This is a genomic window from Nocardia brasiliensis NBRC 14402 (genome assembly GCF_000308475.2).
Taxonomy (GTDB): domain Bacteria; phylum Actinomycetota; class Actinomycetes; order Mycobacteriales; family Mycobacteriaceae; genus Nocardia; species Nocardia brasiliensis.
Genome location: NZ_BAFT02000027.1, coordinates 130,881 through 149,630 on the forward strand (window position 1 = coordinate 130,881; position 18,750 = coordinate 149,630).

The window sequence follows — 18,750 nt, forward strand, 5'->3', positions numbered from 1 at the left end:
CCGGCGCACCGTTATCGACGCGCGGCAGGGCCTGCCATGGCCGGTCACGCCCCGACCAGATCGTGCTCGCGGGAATCTACCGCCGTCGGGACGATCTGGCCTCGGCGATGCGGGTGCCGAAACGATGGCCCGGGCTGCTGCACCGCAATCTCATGGCCCGCGCCATCCGGGGCTCGAACAGCATCGAGGGCTACCACGTCGAAACCGATGACGCGGCGGCCGCCGTCGATTACGAAGAGGCGCGCACCGCCGCGCAGGACTTCAAGGCATTGACCGAGATCGGACTGCTGGCCGCGCGGGGCGAGACCCGCGCACGCCACTACGTCGCCAGCCCGAGCTGCTGGAGCTCAGATCGGTCGTCCGGGCGGAAGTGCCGCGGCGGATTGTGGATCCATATCCCGGGCTGCGGGTCGAGTTGCTGATGCTTTAGGGGGTGGGTGGTTACGGGGTGCTTACCTGGGGTCATGTGGATGAAATGCGAGGTCGGTAGCGTATACAGGTATGTCGACACGGGTGGGAACGCTGGAGAGTGCGGGTGGGCGGGCGCTGCGCGATGTGGTGTATGCGGCGCTGCGCGGGGAGTTGATGAATGGGGACATCAAGTTCGGCGAACGGTTGACCGAGCCGAAACTGGCGGCGCGGTTCGGGATCTCACGGACACCGATCCGTGAGGCGTTGACCGTGCTCTGCGCGGACGGGCTGCTGCAACGCGAGGAGTTCGGGTTCAGCCCAGTGCGGCCGAGCATTCCGTTGATCCGCGACCTCTACGAACTGCGAATCACGCTGGAGCTGGGCGGCATACAGCGTGCGCTGACGAACCCCGCGGTGTCCCACGATCGTGCCCTGCTCGAGGCGGAACGCGACGCGTGGCTGGCACTGCGCGCCGACCCGCCGGCACAGGAACCGGGTTTCGTGGTGCGCGACGAAGAATTCCACGTCACGCTGCTCACCGCCGCGGGCAACGCCGAAATGGTGCGTGCCCTGCAGGCGGTGAACTCCCGCATCCGCCATGTCCGGATGTACGACTTCATGGTCAACAACCGCATCGAGACCACCATCGCCGAACACCTCGGCATCCTCGATGCCGTACTGGCCGAAGATCTTTCGCTCGCCTACCAGCTGCTGCACACGCATATCGGCGAGTCGCTCGACGTGGTGCTCGACCGCGTCACCCGGGCCATCGCCGCGATGGCCGCCGAATAGACCACGCCGAACCGGAATCCCACCAGCAGTGATCGGAGTCGACAGAATGACCACCGGCGACCCAGCCAAGACACCCACCGAACGCGTGAGCGCCGCATACCAGCGGATCGCCGAGGTGGACCGGCCCGAGGTATGGATCACGCTGCGCGACCAGCAGGCGGTCGCCGCCGACGCCGCGGCGATCGAAGCGCGGCTGGCCGCGGGCGCGGCGCTGCCGCTGGCCGGTCTGCTGGTCGCGGTCAAGGACAACATCGATGTGGCGGGCCTGCCGACCACGGCGGCGTGCCCCGAATTCGCCTACACCGCACAGCACACCGCGGCGGCGGTCGAGCGGCTGGTCGCGGCGGGCGCGATCGTGCTCGGCAAGACCAATCTCGACCAGTTCGCGACCGGTTTGGTCGGCACACGCAGCCCGTACGGCGCGGTGCGCAACGCGCACGACCCGGCGCTGATCTCCGGCGGGTCCAGTTCGGGTTCGGCGGTGGCCGTCGCGCTGGGTATCGCCGATCTCGGGATCGGCACCGACACCGCCGGTTCCGGCCGCGTGCCCGCGGCCTATCACGGAATCGTCGGCGTCAAGGCGACATTGGGCATCATCCCGACGCACGGCGTGGTACCCGCGTGCGCGGACTACGACGCGGTCACCGTCTTCGCCCGCGATCTCGACACGGCGGTGGCGGCAGCCGCGGTGATGTGCGGGCCCGAGCCACGCGATCCGCGCAGTCGCGCCTGGCCGGCCGATGTCCGGTTGGCGGCACCGGCGGCGGCGCGTATCGCGGTCCCGCGGGCCGCCGACCTCGTCGCACTGTGCGCACCGTATCGCGCAGCTTTCGCCAGAACTGTGGCCGCCGCAGCCGTTTCCGGCGCGAAGCTCGAAGAGGTCGACATCTCCGGCTTGCTCGACGCCGCGCGGTTGCTCTACGACGGCGCGATCGTCGCCGAACGCCATGCCGCGGTCGGCGAGTTCCTGGCCACCGCGCCCACCGGCGCGGACCCGACGGTCGCCGCGATCATCGAATCCGCCGGTGCGACAACGGGTCCGGGATTCGCCGCAGATCTCGACACGCTGGCACGCGCCCGTGCGGCCGCCGCCGAACTACTGACGGACTACGACGCTCTGCTGCTGCCGACCACCACCGAGCATCCGAGTATTGCTGCGGTGCAGGCGGATCCGCTGGGTATCAATCGCCGGCTCGGCACCTACACGAACTTCTGCAACCTGCTCGATCTGGCGGCCGTGGCGGTGCCGGGCGCGCCCACCGCCGACGGTGCGCCGTTCGGCGTCATGCTGGTGACCGCCACGTTCGCCGATCAGGTCGGCATCGATCTGGCCGCCCGCCTGCTCGGCGCCGAATCCGCGCCGCTGCTGGTACAGAGCGGTGTCGAACTCGCCGTCTTCGGCGCGCACCTGCGCGGTCAACCGCTGCACTGGCAGCTCGAGCAGATCGGGGCGCGCTTCGCCGGAGACGTCCACACGACCGACGCCTACCGCCTGACCGCATTGGACACCACGCCGCCGAAACCCGGACTCGTGCGGCACGGCGCGGGCCTGGGCGTCCCCATCGCCGGTGAGTTGTTCCGCGTCGCTACCGCCGGGCTGGGCGAGTTCCTGGCGGCCCTGCCCGCCCCCATGGCGCTGACCAGCATCGAACTGTCCGATGGCCGGTCGGTAATTGGTTTCGCGTGCACCTACGACGCCGCGGTCACCGGCACCGACATCACCTCGTTCGGCGGGTGGAAGGCCTATATCCAGCACTGATCGCCTTTGAACGCTCGTCTTGAACATTTGTACTAGACATATGTCTCAGCCTGCTGTAGACATATGTCTAAGACATTCGAGCAAGCAAGGGAACAGCAGATGAGCACCCACACCCAGCCCCGCGTTCTCGTCGCCGGCGGCGGCATCGGCGGCAATGCCGTTGCGTTGCAACTACTTCGGGCCGGCATCCGGGCCACCGTGGTCGAGCGCGCCGTCGCACCGCGGCCGGGCGGACAAGCGGTCGACCTGCGGGGGCCGAGCGCCGAGGTCGCCGAACGGATGGGCCTGATGCCGGGCATCCGCGCCGTGCAGCTGGACGAGCGCGGCATGAAGTTCGTCGACGCCGCGGGACGCGACATCGTCCGGATGCCGACCGAGCTGTTCGACGGCAAGGGCGCGATCGCCGAAATCGAGATCACCCGTGGGGATTTGAACCAGGTCCTGCTCGACGCGCTGGCGGCCGAGGGCGGCGTGGACTACCGCTACGGCGAGTGGATCACCCACGTCCGCCAGGACGGAACCGGCGTCGAAGTCACCTTCGCCTCGGGCACAAGCGCCCGCTACGACGTGCTGATCGGCGCGGACGGCCTGCACTCGGCCACCCGCCGGATGGTGTTCGGTCCCGAGGAACAGTTCTCCACCTACCTCGGCGGGTACATGTCCTTCTTCACCATGCCCAGCGCCGCGGACGCGGAGGACCACTGGTTCACCATGCACTCACTGGTCGGCGCGGCCAATATCGGACTGCGCCCGGACGCCGACCCGGCCACCTCGAAGGCCCTGATCACGGTGCGCACGCCGGCCGACCCCGCGCTGCGCCGCGATGTCGTGGCCCAGCAGGACCTGCTCCGGCGCAAGCTGGCGGGCGGCGGCTGGGAGGCGGAGCGGATCGCCGCCGCGATGCCGGAGGCGACCGACTTCTATTTCGACGAGCTGGCGCGCATCGATATGCCCGCCTGGTCGCAGGGCCGGGTCGTGCTGCTCGGCGACGCGGGTTACTGCGGCTCGCCCCTGTCGGGGCAGGGCACCGCGATGGCGCTGCTCGGCGCCTACGTGCTGGCCGGTGAAATCGCCTCGCACGCCGCGGATCCCGAGCTGGCGCTGGCCCGCTACGAGGAGGTGCTGCGGCCGTTCATCGCGAAGGCGCAGGAACTCGCCCCCGGCGGCCTGAAGGCCATGACGCCCGCGACCGCGTTGGGCATCCGGGCAGGTCAGACGCTCAGCAAGCTGATGACCTCGAAGGTGCTGCGGCCGTTGATGATGAAGATGTTCACCAAGACCGAGTCCTACGAGCTGCCCGAGTACCCGGCACACAGTACCGCGGGGTAGCCAGGGCTACTCGACCACGGTCCGCTCGTCCAGCAGAAACGGAAGCACGAAGGTACGCAACATGGTTCGCTCTTCGTCTTCGCCGTCCCCGGGCAGTGTCAGCAGCGAGACCATGGCGCGGATCACCCACTGGCCGACGCGTTGCGCCGCCTTCGCGGGCAGGCCGGGGCGGAATCCGGACACGAAGTCGGCAGCGAGCGCGTCCAGCACGGCGGACGAATTCGACAGCTGCGCAACGATTCCGGCATTGTCCGCGGCGAACCATACCGCCAGGTGCGGGGTCTTGCGCACCTCCGCGAGCAAGGCGGTGAGCCCGTCGAGCAAGCGGTCCGCCGGGTCCGTCGCCGCCGGGCGGGCCGGATCACGCCACACCCGTTCGACCACCTGGCGCGCCTCGCGCCCGGCGAAGGCCACGTACAGCGCCTGCCGATTCTCGAAGTAGCGGTAGAGCGTCGCCCGCGAACACCCTGCGGCCTCGGCCACTTCGGCCATGCCGATACCGCTGACACCCTTTTCGATGAACAGCGCGCGGACCGCGTCGAGGATGCGCTCGCTCGCCAACTCCGCGCGACCGTCCGCCAGCCAGCCGCTCATGCCGCGCACCGGAACGCGAGGGTGGTGGGCCGCCGGACATACGGTCCGGTCGCGTATTCGACCGAATCCATATCCACCACATAGTCGGGGAAGCGGTCGAGTAGTTCCTCCAACGCGACCCGGGCTTGCATACGGGCCACCGCGGCGCCGAGGCAATGGTGCGCCCCGTGGCCGAAGGTGAGGATGCGCTGCGGATTCCGCTCGATGTCGAGTTCGGCGGCGTCGGCGCCGAACGCCTGCTCGTCCCGGTTGGCGGAGCCGAAGACCAGGAGCACCTTGCGTCCGGCGGGAATCTCTTTGCCGCCCAGCTGAAGTGGTCGCGTCGCGGTGCGCGCCAAGCACTGCACCGGCGCGGTGAGCCGGGCGAATTCCTCGATGGCTACCCGGATCCGGTCCTTGTCCTCGACCAGCGCCGCCCGCTGGTCCGGATGTTGTTGCAGCAGTTGGACGGCACCCCCGAGCAGGCCCGTCGTGGTGTCGTTGCCCCCGGCCACCATGGTCCAGGTGTAGGCCAGGATCTGCACCAGGCCACGGACATCGGCGTCGTCGGCCGCCATCCCGGCCTGCACGAGCAGCGACACCGTATCGTCGCCCGGATCGGTTCGGCGCCGCTTGATCAGCTCGGCGAAGTAACCCATCATCGCCATCGAGGCGGGCATCGCCTGGGTGCTCGCCCGATCGGTACTGCCCGCGACGACGGCGTCGGTCCAGCCGTCGAACCGGCCCCGGTCCGCGGCGGGCACGCCCAGGTAGTGCGCGACCACCATGCTCGGCAGCGGTTTGAACAGCCGCGCGACGATATCGCCCCCACCCTCGGCGGCGAGGCCGTCCAGCCGTTCGCGCACGAACTGCCGCACCACCGGCTCCACGTCGCGCACCTGGCGCGGCGTGAAGCCGCGGGCGACGAGTTTGCGAAAGTCGGTGTGCTCGGGCGGATCCTGCATCACCAGCGGCGGATTGTCGGTGAGGCCGATCTGTTCCAGTTCGCCGTATTCCACGGTCAGTCCGTCGCGCGAGGAGTAGGTCTCGCTGTCGCGGGCGGCGGCGTACACGTGCTCGTGGGTGGTCAGCACCCAGTAGTCGCCGGCCGGGCGGGCCTGCGGCACCACGTGATGGACCGGATCCTGTGCGCGCAGCGCGGCATACATCTCCCACGGGGAAACCCAGGTGGGGCCGGAACGCAACTCGAAGACCGGAGCCGGGCGATACGCATCGATCAACATGTAGTGACGGTAAGACAAAATGACGAAAGTGTCTAGAACAAGTTCTAGTCGCGCTGACCCGGACCGATCACCCTCCGAAACCGGTCCGGCCGCCCGTCCGACCCGAGACCAGCGCCTGCGCACCCCGTGGTTACCTTCGGCAGTGGCAATATCGAGTTGCCGGCCAGCTCCGGGAAGAGCCATCGAAGGCGTATGCCCGCGTCCCGAGTGGCCTACCGAGCCGGTCACCCCTCGTGGACCGGCCCGGCAGGCACTCTCAACCCCCGGGACCCGACCTGCCAACCCCTCGAAGACAGGTCGAGCCCCGTTCCCACCCCCGGTGGTGGCTCTGCACCCCGTCAACCGGAGCACCCGGTGTATTCGGTGTGACTCAAACAATGCCGTCGGCGGCTTAGCACGCACTTAAGAACACCTTGTAGGGGAAAAATTGCAGGTGATGGTGCCGATACGGCGACGAATGTGCGGAGTTTGTAGCACGCGGTCCCGGATAGCCGATGATGGAGACAAGTGCGCCAAGGAGATTGGAACGACGATGGAAACCGTGGTGGTCTGGGTATTGGCCTGTGTGCTGTATTGGTGGGGCCTGCTGTAGCAGCCGGCCGGAAAGCCTGGTCCACCCGGACCAGGCCTACTACATGCGGTCGTAGACGTTCGCGCCGAGACCGGGGGAAGTAGTCGCGGCGCACCCCTACCACAGCAGGCTGCCCACCCGCCCCCGGTTCCACCGAACAACGTCGACTCACCCGCCGCGCAACGCACCCGCGCCCCCGGCGAAAGTGCCGGAGGCGCAGTGAGATTCGGCAGATTCAGCGGTCCACGCCGACGGGCTCCGGCGCGATCTTCTCCCCCTCCTCCGAATGGTCTGCGCGCCCGCCACGTTCACGCATCAGCACCAGCGCCAGGGCGGCCGCGCCGAGCACGGCGCAGGCGCCCGCGACGAACGTGGTGGACATGGCGACGGTGAACGCGGACCGTGCGGCGGCGGCCAGTGCACCGTCACCGGTGGCGCCCGCCACGGCCAATGCGTCGGAGATGGCTTCCCTGGCGTGTTCCGGTGCGGTGTCCGGCATTTGGCCGGTGTAACTACCGGCCAGCACCGCGCCGAGGATGGCGACACCGAGCGCGGCACCCGCCTGCTGGATGGTGTCGTTGAGTGCGGAGCCGACGCCGGCGTGATCCCCGGGCACCGCGCTCATCAGCGCGCCGATCGCGGCGGGCATGGCCAGACCCATACCGCTGCCGAGCAGCGCCAGCGCCACCGCGGGCAGCCAGAAGCTCTCGTCCACGTCCAGTGTCGCCAGCACGCCGAACCCGCTCGCGGTGATCACCAGGCCGGTCGCCACAATCCACCGGTTGCCGACCTGGCCGGCCAGCGACGCCCCGATTCCGTTGCACACCAGCACCGCGACGGCCATCGGCGTGAACGCGAACGCGGTCTGCGTCGGCGTGTACTCGAGCACGAATTGCAGGTACTGGGTCAGCACCAGCAGCAGTCCGCCGCTGGCGAAGGTCAGCAGCACCAGCGAGAAGCTGGAGCCGGTGAAGATCCGGTTGCGGAACAACTCCAGCGGCACCATCGGCGACTCGGTACTCAGCTCACGAATCACAAAGCCCGCCAACGAGATCACCGCGATCACCAATGCCGTCAAGGTGCCCCGCGCGGTGAATCCGTCGATCGGGGTGACGATGATGGTCCACACCAGCGCGGTCATCCCGACCACCGAGAGCAGCATGCCCGGTAGGTCCGGCTTGCGCCACGGCCCCCTGGATTCGGGCATCAGCACGAACGCCGCGATGATCGCCACCACCACGATGGGCACGTTCAACACGAACACCGAGCCCCACCAGAAGTGATCCAGCAGGAAGCCGCCGAACACCGGTCCGCCGACCATGCCGACCACGGAGACCGCGCTCCACGCGCCGATCGCCTTCGGCCGCTCCTGCTCGTCGAAGACGGTGATCAGGATCGACAGCGTGCTCGGCATGATCAACGCGCCGCCGATCCCCATCAGCACCCGGCCGCCGATCAGCAGCTCCGAGGTGGTGGCGAAGGCCGCGAGCCCCGACGCCGCGCCGAACAGGAACAGGCCGATGACCATCACCAGCCGGCGGCCGTACCGGTCGGACAGGCTGCCGGAGGTGAGCAGCAGTCCGGCGAAAACCAGGATGTAGGAGTCGATGATCCACTGAATGTCCTGCGCGCCCGCGCCCAGGTCGGTGGCGATCTGCGGGATCGCCACATTCAGCACCATATTGTCGATGACCAGCACCAATGAGCTGAAGCACAGCACGATCAGAATGAGCCAGCGGCGCGGATCACGCGCCGCGACTGCCACCTCTTCGGTCGATTCGGTCATGTTCGTGAACCCTTTCGGATAAGCCTCACCGCACACCGTGCGTATATCCGAACACTGTACGGTCGGCGAACATCGTGCGCAATACCCAACAGCGTGCGGTCATCCGCACGATGTGCGGTCCCGGCGGCTATGCTGAGCCGAAGCCCGAAAGGAGCAGACGCATGCCGGCGAAGGAACAACCGATCGCTTCCGTGTGGGCGCGGCCGCGTAAACCGCGACGCGAACAGCCCGCGCTCAGCCGCGAGCAGATCGTGGCGGCGGCGCTCGAACTGCTGGACAGCGCGGGCTTCGAAGCGCTGAGCATGCGAAAACTCGGGGCCGAACTCAATGCGGGCGCGACCTCGCTGTACACCCACGTGGCCAATCGAGACGAGCTGATCGAACTGGTCGCCGACGCCGCGCTGGGCGCACTGCCGGTTCCCGATCCGGCAGACCCGCGCGGCTGGCGTGCGGCGGTCACCGATTTCACTGTCGCACTGCGCCGTACCATGCTGCGGCACCCGTGGCTTTCATCGATGATCGGCGAGATCGGCACCCTGTACCTGGGGCCCAACATGATGCGGGGCACCGACGGCTTTCTCGGTGTGCTGGAGCGGGCCGGAATGGATTCGGCCACCGCCGATCTCGCGATGAGCACCGTCCTCGGCTACGCCTTCGGCATCACCATGTCCGAAGCCGCCTCGCTCCGGGTGGTGCAGCGCAGCGGCCTCAGCGAAACGCAGTGGTACGCCAGCATCTGGCCGGCCGCCGAGTCCGCCGCCCGCGGCTATCCGTATCTGCACAAACGCTATGCCGCACCGCCCACGGAGGACCTGTCGGCCGAACGCGACGAATTGTTCGTCCGCCAGCTGGAATTCATCCTCGACGGCCTGGAAGGCGCACTGCGCCGAGCGGATTGAACGAGCGCTACCTGCGGATGCCGGGCGCGCCGGGGCCCAGACAGGCCATGATGGCGCAGCCCGGCGCGGTGTCCCAGAACGGCGGGGCGAGTGGCGAATTCAGGCAGGACAAGACATTGCAGCCGGGATAGGCGAACGGCCCCGCGCCGAAAACCGCCAGCACGAAGTTGAAGTCGACGAACTGGCCGGGGTTGAGCCGGATCGGCGGTTCGACGTACGGACCCGGATCGGGGATCGGCGGCTCGTGAAATGCCGCGAAGAGCCTGCGGAAGAATTCGTACGGCAATTCCTGGGTGTTCTGGATCACGCCGGACAGACCGTACTGGCTGACGTTGCCGTAGAACCCGGTCCACACCACCGTGAGATCGAGACTCGGCATGATGAAGACGTTCTGCATGCCGAGCCCGGCCATCATGTACACATCGGACGGCAGCATCGCCGCGGACTCGGCGCAACCCGGCCCGAGCCAGAACAGATAGCCGTAGCACCGGTTCGTCGCCGACGGCGTGCGCGCCTGCCGCAGATACTCCTGCGAGACGAGTTGCGCTGCGCCCCAGCGCCCGTCATTGCCGACGAGCAGTCCGAGCTTGGCGAAGTCGTTGGGCGGGATCATCAAGTGGGCGTAGCCGTAGGTATGTCCGGAACGGTCCCGAGCCCAGTAGTAGTCACCGCGTTCGATGCCGAGCGGGTCGAACAGTTCTCGCTGCGCGAACTGCTGGAGCGGTTCGCCGATCGCCAGTTCCATGACGTAGGTGAGCAGATCGACGTTGCGCTGGCTGTAGCTGAAGACGGTGCCGGGCGGGTTGTCCAGCGGCACCCCCAGCGCCTGTACCGCGCTGTTCGGATCGATCGGAATCACCGCGGTGGCACCCTCGGTCAGCACGCCGACCTTCATCCCCGAGGTCTCGGTGAGCAGATTCGCCACGGTGATCGAGCGATGTTCGGCATCGCCCAGGCCCGGCGGCAGATACCGGTCTATCCGGGCGTCGATATCGAGCTTGCCCTGGTCCCAGGCGATTCCGGCGAGCAGCGAGACCACGCTTTTCGTGGCACTCCAGATGTTCCACGCGGTATCACCGGTCTGCGCGTTCGTCGGCCCTTCGCCGATCAGGCAGTTGTGCCGGAACACCTGGACATTCAACCGGTTTCGCGTGGCAGCGAACTGCAATGCGGCACTGAGCCGTTGACGGTCCAGACCCACCTGCTCCGGTTCGGCCCTGGCGAAATCGCGACCGGACGACACCGCGCAACTCGCCGTCTCCGATATCCGGCCGGGCTCCGCCTGCGCGCTCGCGGCGACGCCGTGGCCCGCCACCAGCGATAGCGCAGCGAACCCGATCAGGAATCCACCGAATCGCCCCATGGACACGAGGTTATCGCGTGCGTCCAGGACAGACCGGGGAATGACGGATGCCGGCCCGGCTGAGATTCAGCGAATTCCTGGCGCACCCGGCCCGGTGCACAGCAGAATCGCACAGCCCGGCGCGATATCCCAAAAGGGCGGAGCCAGTGGATAGTCCAGGCAGGAGAAGACGTTGCAACCCGGATAGGCGTTCGGGCCGATGCCGAACACCGCGAGCAGAATGTCCTCGTCGACGTAGGTCCGCGGGTCCAGCCGCACCGGCGGCTCGACGAACGGGCCGGGGTCGGGCATGGGGCGCTCGTGGAAGGCGGCGAAGAGTCTCCGGAAGAATTCGTAGGGCAGCTCCGCCTGATTCTGCAGGGTGCCGGTCAGCCCGCCACTGCTCTTGTTGCCGAAGAAGCCGGTCCAGACCACCGTCAGATCGAGGCTTGGGATGCCGAAGACGTTCTGCATGCCGAGCCCGTCCATCATGAAGATGTCTTCCGGCACGTTGTAGAGCGGCGCCGCGCACTCGGGGCCGAGCCAGAACAGGTAGCCGTAACACTCGTTCGGCTCGGAGGGCCGCAGCGCCGCGCGCAGATACTCCGTCGAGACGATTTGCTTTGTGCCCCAGCGCCCGTCGTTGCTCACCAACAAGCCGAGCTTGGCGAAATCGTTCGGCGGGATCATCAAGTGGGCGTAGCCGTAGGTGTGCCCGGCGCGATCCCGGGCCCAGTAGTAGTCACCGCGTTCGATGCCGAGCGGGTCGAACAGCTCGCGCTGCGCGAACTGCTGCAACGGCTCCCCCACCGCCAGCTCCATGACATAGGTGAGCAGGTCGACGTTGCGCTGGCTGTACCGGAACGTGGTGCCCGGCGGATGGTCCAGCGGCATGCCCAAGGCCTGCACCGCGCTGTTCGGGTCGATCGGGATCACGCCGGTGATGCCCTCGGTGAGCGCGCCGACCCGCATGCCCGACGATTCGGTGAGCAGATTCTCCACCGTGATCGAGCGATGCTCGGCGTCCCCGAGTCCCGCGGGCAGGTACCGGTCGATCGGCGCGCCGAGGTCGAGTTCGCCACGGTCCCAAGCGATTCCCGCGAGCAGCGACACGATGCTCTTGGTGGAGCTCCAGATGTTCCACGCGACGTTGCCGGTCTGCGCATTCGTCGGCCCCTCGCCGATCAGGCAGTTGTGCCGGAACACCTGCACGTTGAAACGGGCACGGGTGGCGGCGAAGGTCAGCGCGCCGGCGAGCCGATCGCGGTCCAGGCCGACCTGCTCGGGTTCGGCGCGGGCGAACTCACGACCCGGCGACACCGCACAGCGCACGTCGCCGGACGCGCGGTCGGGGGCCGCCTGCGCGGCCCCGGTGCAGACGTTCCCGGCCACCAGTGCCAGCGCGGCGAACCCGACCAGGAATCCACTGCATCGCCCCATACGCACGAGGCTATCGCCGCGCTCCCCCGGATCGGGCCAGCCCGGCCCGGCGCGTCAGAAACCACAAACGCCGCCAGGTCCTACGACCTGGCGGCGCTGAGTCGCCGGACGCCACGCCAGCGTCACGACTCGTGTCGACGTCCCACAAGCGCCTCTCGGCGAGTGGTCGCACGCAGCGACAAAGGGTGAGGCCCGGGGCTGTCCGGACGCCGACAGTGGTGATCAACGACCACCGGCCCGGAAGTATTCCAGGGATGACGCACCCCTTCTTTTCTTGACTCATTCCAGAAAAGGGGGGAGTATCGAAGTCATGCACACCAACCACACCGACGCCAAGGCGCAGCTGCGCGCGGCTGGTCTGCGGGTCACCGCCCCGCGGATCGCGGTGTTGGACGCGGTCGCGGCCGCACCGCACACCGATGCGGATCGCGTGGCCGCGACCGTCCGGCAAGCGCTCGGCTCGGTTTCCACCCAGGCCGTCTACGACGTCCTGCGGGCCTGCGTACACGCCGGGATCCTGCGCCGGATCGAGCCCGCCGGATCGGCGGCGCTGTACGAGACCCGGACCGGAGACAACCATCACCATCTGGTGTGCCGCAGCTGCGGCACGGTCGTGGACATCGACTGTGTCGTGGGCGCAGCCCCGTGCCTGGACCCCGACGACGCACACGGATTCGCGATCGACGAGGCAGAAGTCGTTTTCTGGGGTCTGTGCCCGCAATGCCGCACATCCACGCGGCAAGAATCCTGATCGAGTCCCGGGGGACAGCCCACCCCTGGGACATTCGCACCGACGAGGAGGCTTCGAACATGACCAAGCCGACAACGACGAACACCGGAACCCCGGTGGAGAGCGACAACGAATCGCTCACCGCGGGCACCCAGGGCCCGATCCTGCTGCACGATCACTACCTGATCGAGAAGCTCGCCCAGTTCAACCGGGAACGGGTGCCGGAGCGGATCGTGCACGCGAAGGGCGCGGGCGCCTACGGCGAACTGGTCGTCACCAACGACGTCAGCCGCTACACCAAGGCCAAGCTGTTCCAGCCCGGCGCGCGCACCGAGTCGCTGGCCCGCTTCTCCACCGTCGCCGGTGAGCAGGGCAGCCCCGACACCTGGCGCGACCCACGGGGTTTCGCGGTGAAGTTCTACACCGAAGACGGCAACTACGACCTGGTCGGCAACAACACCCCGGTCTTCTTCATCAAGGACCCGATCAAGTTCCCCGACTTCATCCGTTCGCAGAAGCGCTTGCCCGGCAACGGACTTCGCGACCACAACATGCAGTGGGACTTCTGGACGCTGCGCCCCGAGACCGCGCACCAGGTGACCTGGCTGATGGGCGATCGCGGCATCCCGAAGACCTACCGGCATATGAACGGCTACGGCTCACACACCTACCAGTGGATCAACGCCGCGGGCGAACGTTTTTGGGTGAAGTACCACTTCAAGACCGATCAGGGCATCGATTACCTGACGCAGGCCGACGCCGACCGGATCGCCGGCGAGAACGCCGACTACCACCGCAAGGACCTGTGGGACGCGATCGAACGCGGCGAGTTCCCCAGCTGGACCTTGCACGTCCAGGTGATGCCGGTCGCCGAGGCCGAGAGCTACCGGTTCAATCCGTTCGACCTGACCAAGGTCTGGTCGCACAAGGACTATCCGCTGATCGAGGTCGGCAAGTGGACGCTGAACCGCAACCCGGGCAACTACTTCGTCGATATCGAGCAGGCCGCGTTCGAGCCGTCGAATGTCGTTCCCGGCATCGGCTATTCGCCCGACAAGATGCTGCTCGGCCGCGTGTTCGCCTACGCGGACGCGCACCGCTACCGGATCGGCACCAACTACGCGCAGCTGCCGCCGAACCTGCCGCGCGCCGCGCAGGTGAACTCCTACTCCAAGGAAGGCGCCATGCGGTACTTCTACAACGACGCGAATGTGCCGGTGTACGCACCGAATTCGTTCGGCGGGCCGCACGCCGATCCGGCGCAGGCGCCCGACGGCGGGCTCTGGAACTTCGAGCCGACCATGGTGCGGGCGGGCTACCTCGAGCACGCCGAAGACGGGGATTTCACCCAGCCGGGCACCCTGGTGCGCGAGGTCTTCAACGATGAGCAGCGGGATCGCCTGGTGCGCAACGTCGTCGGGCATGTGCTCGGCGGCGTGCAGGAGCCGGTGCTGAGCCGGGTCTTCGAATACTGGACCAAGGTGGATCCCGAGATCGGCAAGCGGATCGAGGAAGGGGTGCGCGCCGGGCTCGACGGCGCGCCGACACCGCCGCCCGCACAGGGCTGAGTTCCTGGTCGCGGGGTGCGCACATGCGCATCCCGCGACCATCTTCGCAGATCAACCGGACCGCGGTCGCAGTTTGCCGGATGATCACCCGCCTGCGAAAGTGGTGGGATGATTCGGTTCACACGTGATACCCGGGTGGCACTGGCCGCCGCCGCGCTGGTCCTGCCGCTGCTGGCCGGCTGCGGCACCGATTCTCCTGCGGCACATACCGAATCATCCGCGGCGAGCACCGCGGCCGTTGCCGCTACCGCTGACCTGACGGCGCTGGAGCAGCAGTACGACGCGCAGCTCGGGCTGTTCGCCGTCGACACCGGCAGCGGGAAGACGCTGACCAATCGCGCCGACCAGCGCATGCCCTTCCTGTCCACCTTCAAAGGGCTCGCCGCGGGCGCGTTGCTGAAGGCACACCCGCTCGCCACCGGATACTTCGACAAGGTCGTGCATTTCACCGAAGCCGACCTGGTCACCTATTCGCCCGTCACCAGCACCAAGGTGGCCGAGGGCATGACCATCGCCCAGATCGCCGATGCCGCGATCACCCAGAGCGACAACACCGCGGGCAACCTGCTGCTGCGCGAACTCGGTGGGCCGCAAGGACTCACCGCCTTCCTGCGCACCCTCGGCGACCAGGTCAGTCGCCTCGACCGCTGGGAACCGGATCTCAACACCGCCCTGCCCGACGACGAACGCGACACCACCACCCCCGCCGCGCTGGCCGCCGACTACCGCGCCTTGGTCCTGGGTGATGCCTTGGGCGCTCCCGAACGCGAACAGCTCACCAAGTGGCTGAAGGCGAACACCACCGGCGACAAGCGAATTCGCGCAGGTGTTCCGGCCGGTTGGACCACCGGTGACAAAACCGGCACCGGCGACTACGGCATGGCCAACGACGCCGCCGTCACCTGGCCCGACGGCGGCCGCGCACCCCTCGTCCTCGCCATCCAAACCCGCAAATCCACCAAAACAGCCGAACCCAGCAACGACCTGGTGGCTGCCGCCACGAAACTCGTCGTCGACAAGTTGCGCTGACCGGCGGGTTCCGTGACCGGTTCGCCCGCGGTCGGGATCGAGGGCACAGCGCGACCCCCGGATTAGGCTCGGGCGGTGACTGAGGGACGTGGAGGTCGGGCGGCGCAGGCGGATCGGCGGCGGGAGGAGATTCTCGAGGCGGCGCGGGAGGTCATCGCGGAGCGGGGATATCGGGGGGCTTCGCTGGCGGCGGTGGCCGAGCGGGTGGGGCTGACGCAGCCCGGGCTGCTGCACTATTTTGCGAGCAAAGAGGAACTACTGGTCGCGGTGCTGGAGGCCAGGGATCGCTGGGATACCGCGGCGTTCCTGGCCGGGCCCGCGGCGGGTTCGCAGTTGTCCTCGATCGCGCAGTTGGTGGAGTACAACGCGATGCGGCCCGGGGTGGTGCAGACGTTCGCGGCGCTCGCGGCCGAAAGCGTGACGGGACAGCATCCGGCCCGCGCCTACTTCGTCGAGCGGTACGCGAACGCCAGGGCGAAGGTCACCGAGCTGCTGCGAGCGGAATTCGGGGACCGACTCGCGGGCGAGCGCACTCCGGAACAGGTCGCGCCGCTGCTGCTCGCGGTGATGGACGGTTTGCAGACGCAATGGCTGCTCGACCCGCAGACTGTTGACATGGGTGATTCCTTTCGGGACTTCATCGCTCTGCTCGGACCGGGCGCCGACCCCGCAGACTGAGCCTAAGGTAACGAAATCATAACTTCACCTACTATTGATTAGGTGAGCATGGCGGCGTCGCCCGCCGCACGCTCCGCCCTTCGTGGCGACCGCCGCCTGTTTCGCGACCGCCACGCGCATTGTCATTGCGAGACAAAGGAGTTCACCATGACCCAGCTTGACCCGGCCCGCGAGGAAGTCGTGGCGGCGGCCATCGGCAAACTCGACCTGGACGCGAAGGCCCGGCTGCTGATGGGGCAGGACATGTGGTCGTTGCCCGCCCTGCCGGAGATCGGGCTGCGTTCGCTGGTGATGTCGGACGGGCCGATCGGGGTGCGCGGGGTGCATTGGACAGCCGACGATCCGTCGATCGCGCTGCCCTCGCCGACCGCGCTCGCCGCGAGCTGGGATCCGGAGCTGGCGCGGCGCGCGGGCAGGCTGCTCGCGCAGGAGGCGCGGCGCAAGAGTGTGCACGTGCTGCTCGCGCCCACGGTGAATCTGCACCGATCTCCGCTCGGCGGAAGGCATTTCGAGTGCTACTCGGAGGACCCGTACCTCACCGGGCAGATCGGCACCGGGTACGTCCGCGGGGTGCAGGACGGTGGAATCGGCACCACCGTCAAACATTTCGTCGCCAACGACGCGGAGACCGACCGCTTCACCGTGAACAACGTGGTGTCCGCCCGCGCACTGCGCGAACTGTATCTGGCGCCGTTCGAGGCGATCGTCCGCGACGCGGAGCCGTGGGGCATCATGGCCGCGTACAACCGGGTGAACGGTCCGACCATGACCGAGCACCACGCACTACTCACCGGAATACTGCGCGCCGAATGGGGTTTCGACGGTTTCGTCGTCTCCGACTGGACCGCCGCCCGCTCGACGGTCCCGGCGATCACCGCCGGACTCGATGTCGCGATGCCGGGACCGCGTGGCGTGTACGGCGAGGCGCTGGCCGCGGCGGTGCGCAGCGGCGAGGTCGCGGAGTCCGTGGTGGATGCCGCGGTGCGCAACGTGCTGCGGCTGGCGGCGCGGGTCGGCTTGCTCGACGGGGCCGCGCCTGCGGTGACCACGCTGCCGGACGAGATCGACGGCGTCGCGCTGGCGCACGAAATCGCCGCTCGCGGTTTCGTTCTGGTGCGCAACGAGCCGGTCGGCGGGCGGCCCGCGCTCCCCCTCGCGAAGGACGGGACGAAGGTGGCGTTACTCGGGCTGGCCGCGCGCGACGCGCGCATCCTCGGCGGCGGCTCGGCGACCGTGTTCCCCGCGTCGGTGGTCTCCCCGCTCGACGGACTGACCGCCGCGCTGCCGCCCGGCGCCCTGAGCTACGCGATCGGCGCCGCCCCGAGCGACGAACTCAGCGCCGCCGCCCGCGGATTCGATCTGCACGCCCGCATTTTCGACGCCGACGGCGCGCTGCTCGGCGAGAGTTCGCTGCCCAACGGCACGGTCAACTGGCTGGGTGAACTACCCGACGGCGTCGCCTACGCCGACCTGCACACGGTCGAGGTGCACGGCACCTTCACGCCCGAGGAAACCGGCGCGCACGCGTTCGGCACCAAGGGAATCGGCGACTTCCGGCTCACGGTCGGCGACTCGGTGCTGTTCGACGGCGCCGAAACCCTCACCGGCTCCGATCCTTTCGAAGCCTTCTTCGGCACCCCCACTACGCGCGGCACCGTCGAGCTCACCGCCGGGACGACGGTCGAAGTGACAATGACGCACACTCCGATGAAGTTCGCGGACATGCCCATCCAGGCCGTCCTTTTCACCCTCGGGCACGCCGATCCCCCACGCGACCCGGACGAGTTGATCGCCGAGGCCGTCGAGACGGCCCGCAACGCCGACGTCGCGGTGGTCGTGGTCGCCACCACCGAGCAGGTGGAATCGGAAGGCTTCGATCGCACCAACCTGCGCCTGCCCGGCCGACAGGACGAGCTGGTAAGCCGCGTAGCCGAGGTCAATCCGCACACGGTGGTGGTCGTCAACGCCGGTTCGCCGGTGGAAATGCCGTGGCGTGACCAGGTTTCGGCGGTGTTGCTGAGCTGGTTCCCCGGCCAGCAGGGCGGGGCGGCGCTGACGGAGGTCCTGCTCGGTGTCACCGAACCGGGCGGACGGCTGCCGACCACGTGGCCTGTCGCCCTGGCCGACTGCCCGGTCTCCGAGGTCACGCCGACCGACGGCGAATTGGTCTATCGGGAGGATCTGTTCATCGGCTACCGCGCCTGGGAGCGGGCGGGCAGCACGCCGGCCTACCCGTTCGGGCACGGATTCGGTTACACCACATGGGAATACGAGTCGATCGAGCGGGAGGCGACGACGGTGACCGTGCGGCTGCGCAATACCGGCGCCCGCCACGGCGGTGAGGTGGTGCAGGTCTACCTCGCGCCCGTCGCGGATTCGGTGATGCGACCGGCCCGCTGGCTGGCGGGGTTCGCGCGGGTGGAAGCCGACCCGGGCGAGCTGGTCGAGGCACGAATCACCCTCCCGGACCGGGCGTTCCAGATCTGGGACGAAGACCGCGACGCGTGGCGGCCGGTACCGGGCGTGTACGAGATCGAGGCGGGCCACTCCTTCGCCGATCGACCGCTGACCACGCAGATCGAAACGTAGGCACACCTGT

At 68.2% G+C, this 18,750-nt stretch carries 15 protein-coding genes; 10 read left to right on the forward strand and 5 right to left on the reverse strand.

The window, feature by feature from the left end; all coding sequences use genetic code 11:
- Positions 1-62 precede the first annotated feature (62 nt).
- The 4 genes from TY25_RS07090 to TY25_RS07105 all read left to right on the forward strand — a co-directional run bounded on the left by TY25_RS07090 (position 63) and on the right by TY25_RS07105 (position 4,291).
- Entirely contained in the window at positions 63-422 is a 360-nt protein-coding gene (locus TY25_RS07090; protein ID WP_042255006.1) for a hypothetical protein, read from the forward strand.
- Positions 423-501: 79 nt separating this feature from the next.
- Positions 502-1,203, forward strand: a complete 702-nt coding sequence (locus tag TY25_RS07095; RefSeq protein ID WP_042255007.1) for a GntR family transcriptional regulator — start codon at positions 502-504, stop codon at positions 1,201-1,203.
- Positions 1,204-1,249: 46 nt separating this feature from the next.
- Entirely contained in the window at positions 1,250-2,962 is a 1,713-nt protein-coding gene (gene atzF / locus TY25_RS07100) for an allophanate hydrolase (protein WP_042255008.1), read from the forward strand.
- A 63-nt stretch (positions 2,963-3,025) separates the two neighbouring features.
- A complete protein-coding gene (locus TY25_RS07105) occupies positions 3,026-4,291 on the forward strand; it encodes an FAD-dependent monooxygenase (protein ID WP_226887087.1) in 1,266 nt (421 codons plus the stop codon).
- A gap of 6 nt (positions 4,292-4,297) precedes the next feature.
- Here TY25_RS07105 and TY25_RS07110 read toward each other — a convergent pair whose 3' ends face one another.
- From TY25_RS07110 to TY25_RS07120, 3 genes are all read right to left on the reverse strand, one after another.
- Entirely contained in the window at positions 4,298-4,885 is a 588-nt protein-coding gene (locus tag TY25_RS07110; RefSeq protein WP_042255230.1) for a TetR/AcrR family transcriptional regulator, read from the reverse strand.
- Positions 4,882-6,108 carry a cytochrome P450 gene (locus tag TY25_RS07115; protein WP_042255010.1) on the reverse strand — a complete coding sequence of 409 codons (1,227 nt, stop codon included), beginning with the start codon at positions 6,106-6,108 and terminating at the stop codon, positions 4,882-4,884. Before TY25_RS07115 ends, TY25_RS07110 begins: the two co-directional genes overlap by 4 nt.
- Before the next feature lie 806 nt (positions 6,109-6,914).
- Positions 6,915-8,465, reverse strand: a complete 1,551-nt coding sequence (locus TY25_RS07120; protein ID WP_042255011.1) for an MFS transporter — start codon at positions 8,463-8,465, stop codon at positions 6,915-6,917.
- A gap of 161 nt (positions 8,466-8,626) precedes the next feature.
- On the opposite strand from TY25_RS07120, the gene TY25_RS07125 reads away from it, so the two are divergent.
- The gene (locus tag TY25_RS07125) at positions 8,627-9,364 is read left to right on the forward strand and encodes a TetR/AcrR family transcriptional regulator (RefSeq protein WP_042255013.1); all 738 of its coding nucleotides are present in this window, start codon (positions 8,627-8,629) and stop codon (positions 9,362-9,364) included.
- 7 nt (positions 9,365-9,371) lie between these two features.
- Here TY25_RS07125 and TY25_RS07130 read toward each other — a convergent pair whose 3' ends face one another.
- Both TY25_RS07130 and TY25_RS07135 read right to left on the reverse strand, forming a co-directional pair.
- Positions 9,372-10,727, reverse strand: coding sequence for a serine hydrolase domain-containing protein (locus TY25_RS07130; RefSeq protein WP_042255015.1), 1,356 nt, complete (start codon positions 10,725-10,727; stop codon positions 9,372-9,374).
- A gap of 66 nt (positions 10,728-10,793) precedes the next feature.
- Complete coding sequence (locus TY25_RS07135) at positions 10,794-12,146, reverse strand: serine hydrolase domain-containing protein (protein WP_042255016.1); 1,353 nt, start codon at positions 12,144-12,146, stop codon at positions 10,794-10,796.
- A 310-nt stretch (positions 12,147-12,456) separates the two neighbouring features.
- On the opposite strand from TY25_RS07135, the gene TY25_RS07140 reads away from it, so the two are divergent.
- From TY25_RS07140 to TY25_RS07160, 5 genes are all read left to right on the forward strand, one after another.
- A complete protein-coding gene (locus tag TY25_RS07140) occupies positions 12,457-12,897 on the forward strand; it encodes a Fur family transcriptional regulator (RefSeq protein ID WP_042255019.1) in 441 nt (146 codons plus the stop codon).
- Positions 12,898-12,956: 59 nt separating this feature from the next.
- Positions 12,957-14,444 carry a catalase gene (locus tag TY25_RS07145; RefSeq protein WP_042255020.1) on the forward strand — a complete coding sequence of 496 codons (1,488 nt, stop codon included), beginning with the start codon at positions 12,957-12,959 and terminating at the stop codon, positions 14,442-14,444.
- Between the two features lie 108 nt (positions 14,445-14,552).
- On the forward strand, positions 14,553-15,473 hold the full coding sequence (gene bla / locus TY25_RS07150) for a class A beta-lactamase (RefSeq protein ID WP_042255022.1): 921 nt from the start codon (positions 14,553-14,555) through the stop codon (positions 15,471-15,473).
- A gap of 75 nt (positions 15,474-15,548) precedes the next feature.
- The gene (locus tag TY25_RS07155; protein ID WP_042255024.1) at positions 15,549-16,151 is read left to right on the forward strand and encodes a TetR/AcrR family transcriptional regulator; all 603 of its coding nucleotides are present in this window, start codon (positions 15,549-15,551) and stop codon (positions 16,149-16,151) included.
- Positions 16,152-16,298: 147 nt separating this feature from the next.
- On the forward strand, positions 16,299-18,740 hold the full coding sequence (locus TY25_RS07160) for a glycoside hydrolase family 3 protein (protein ID WP_042255025.1): 2,442 nt from the start codon (positions 16,299-16,301) through the stop codon (positions 18,738-18,740).
- Positions 18,741-18,750 lie beyond the last annotated feature (10 nt).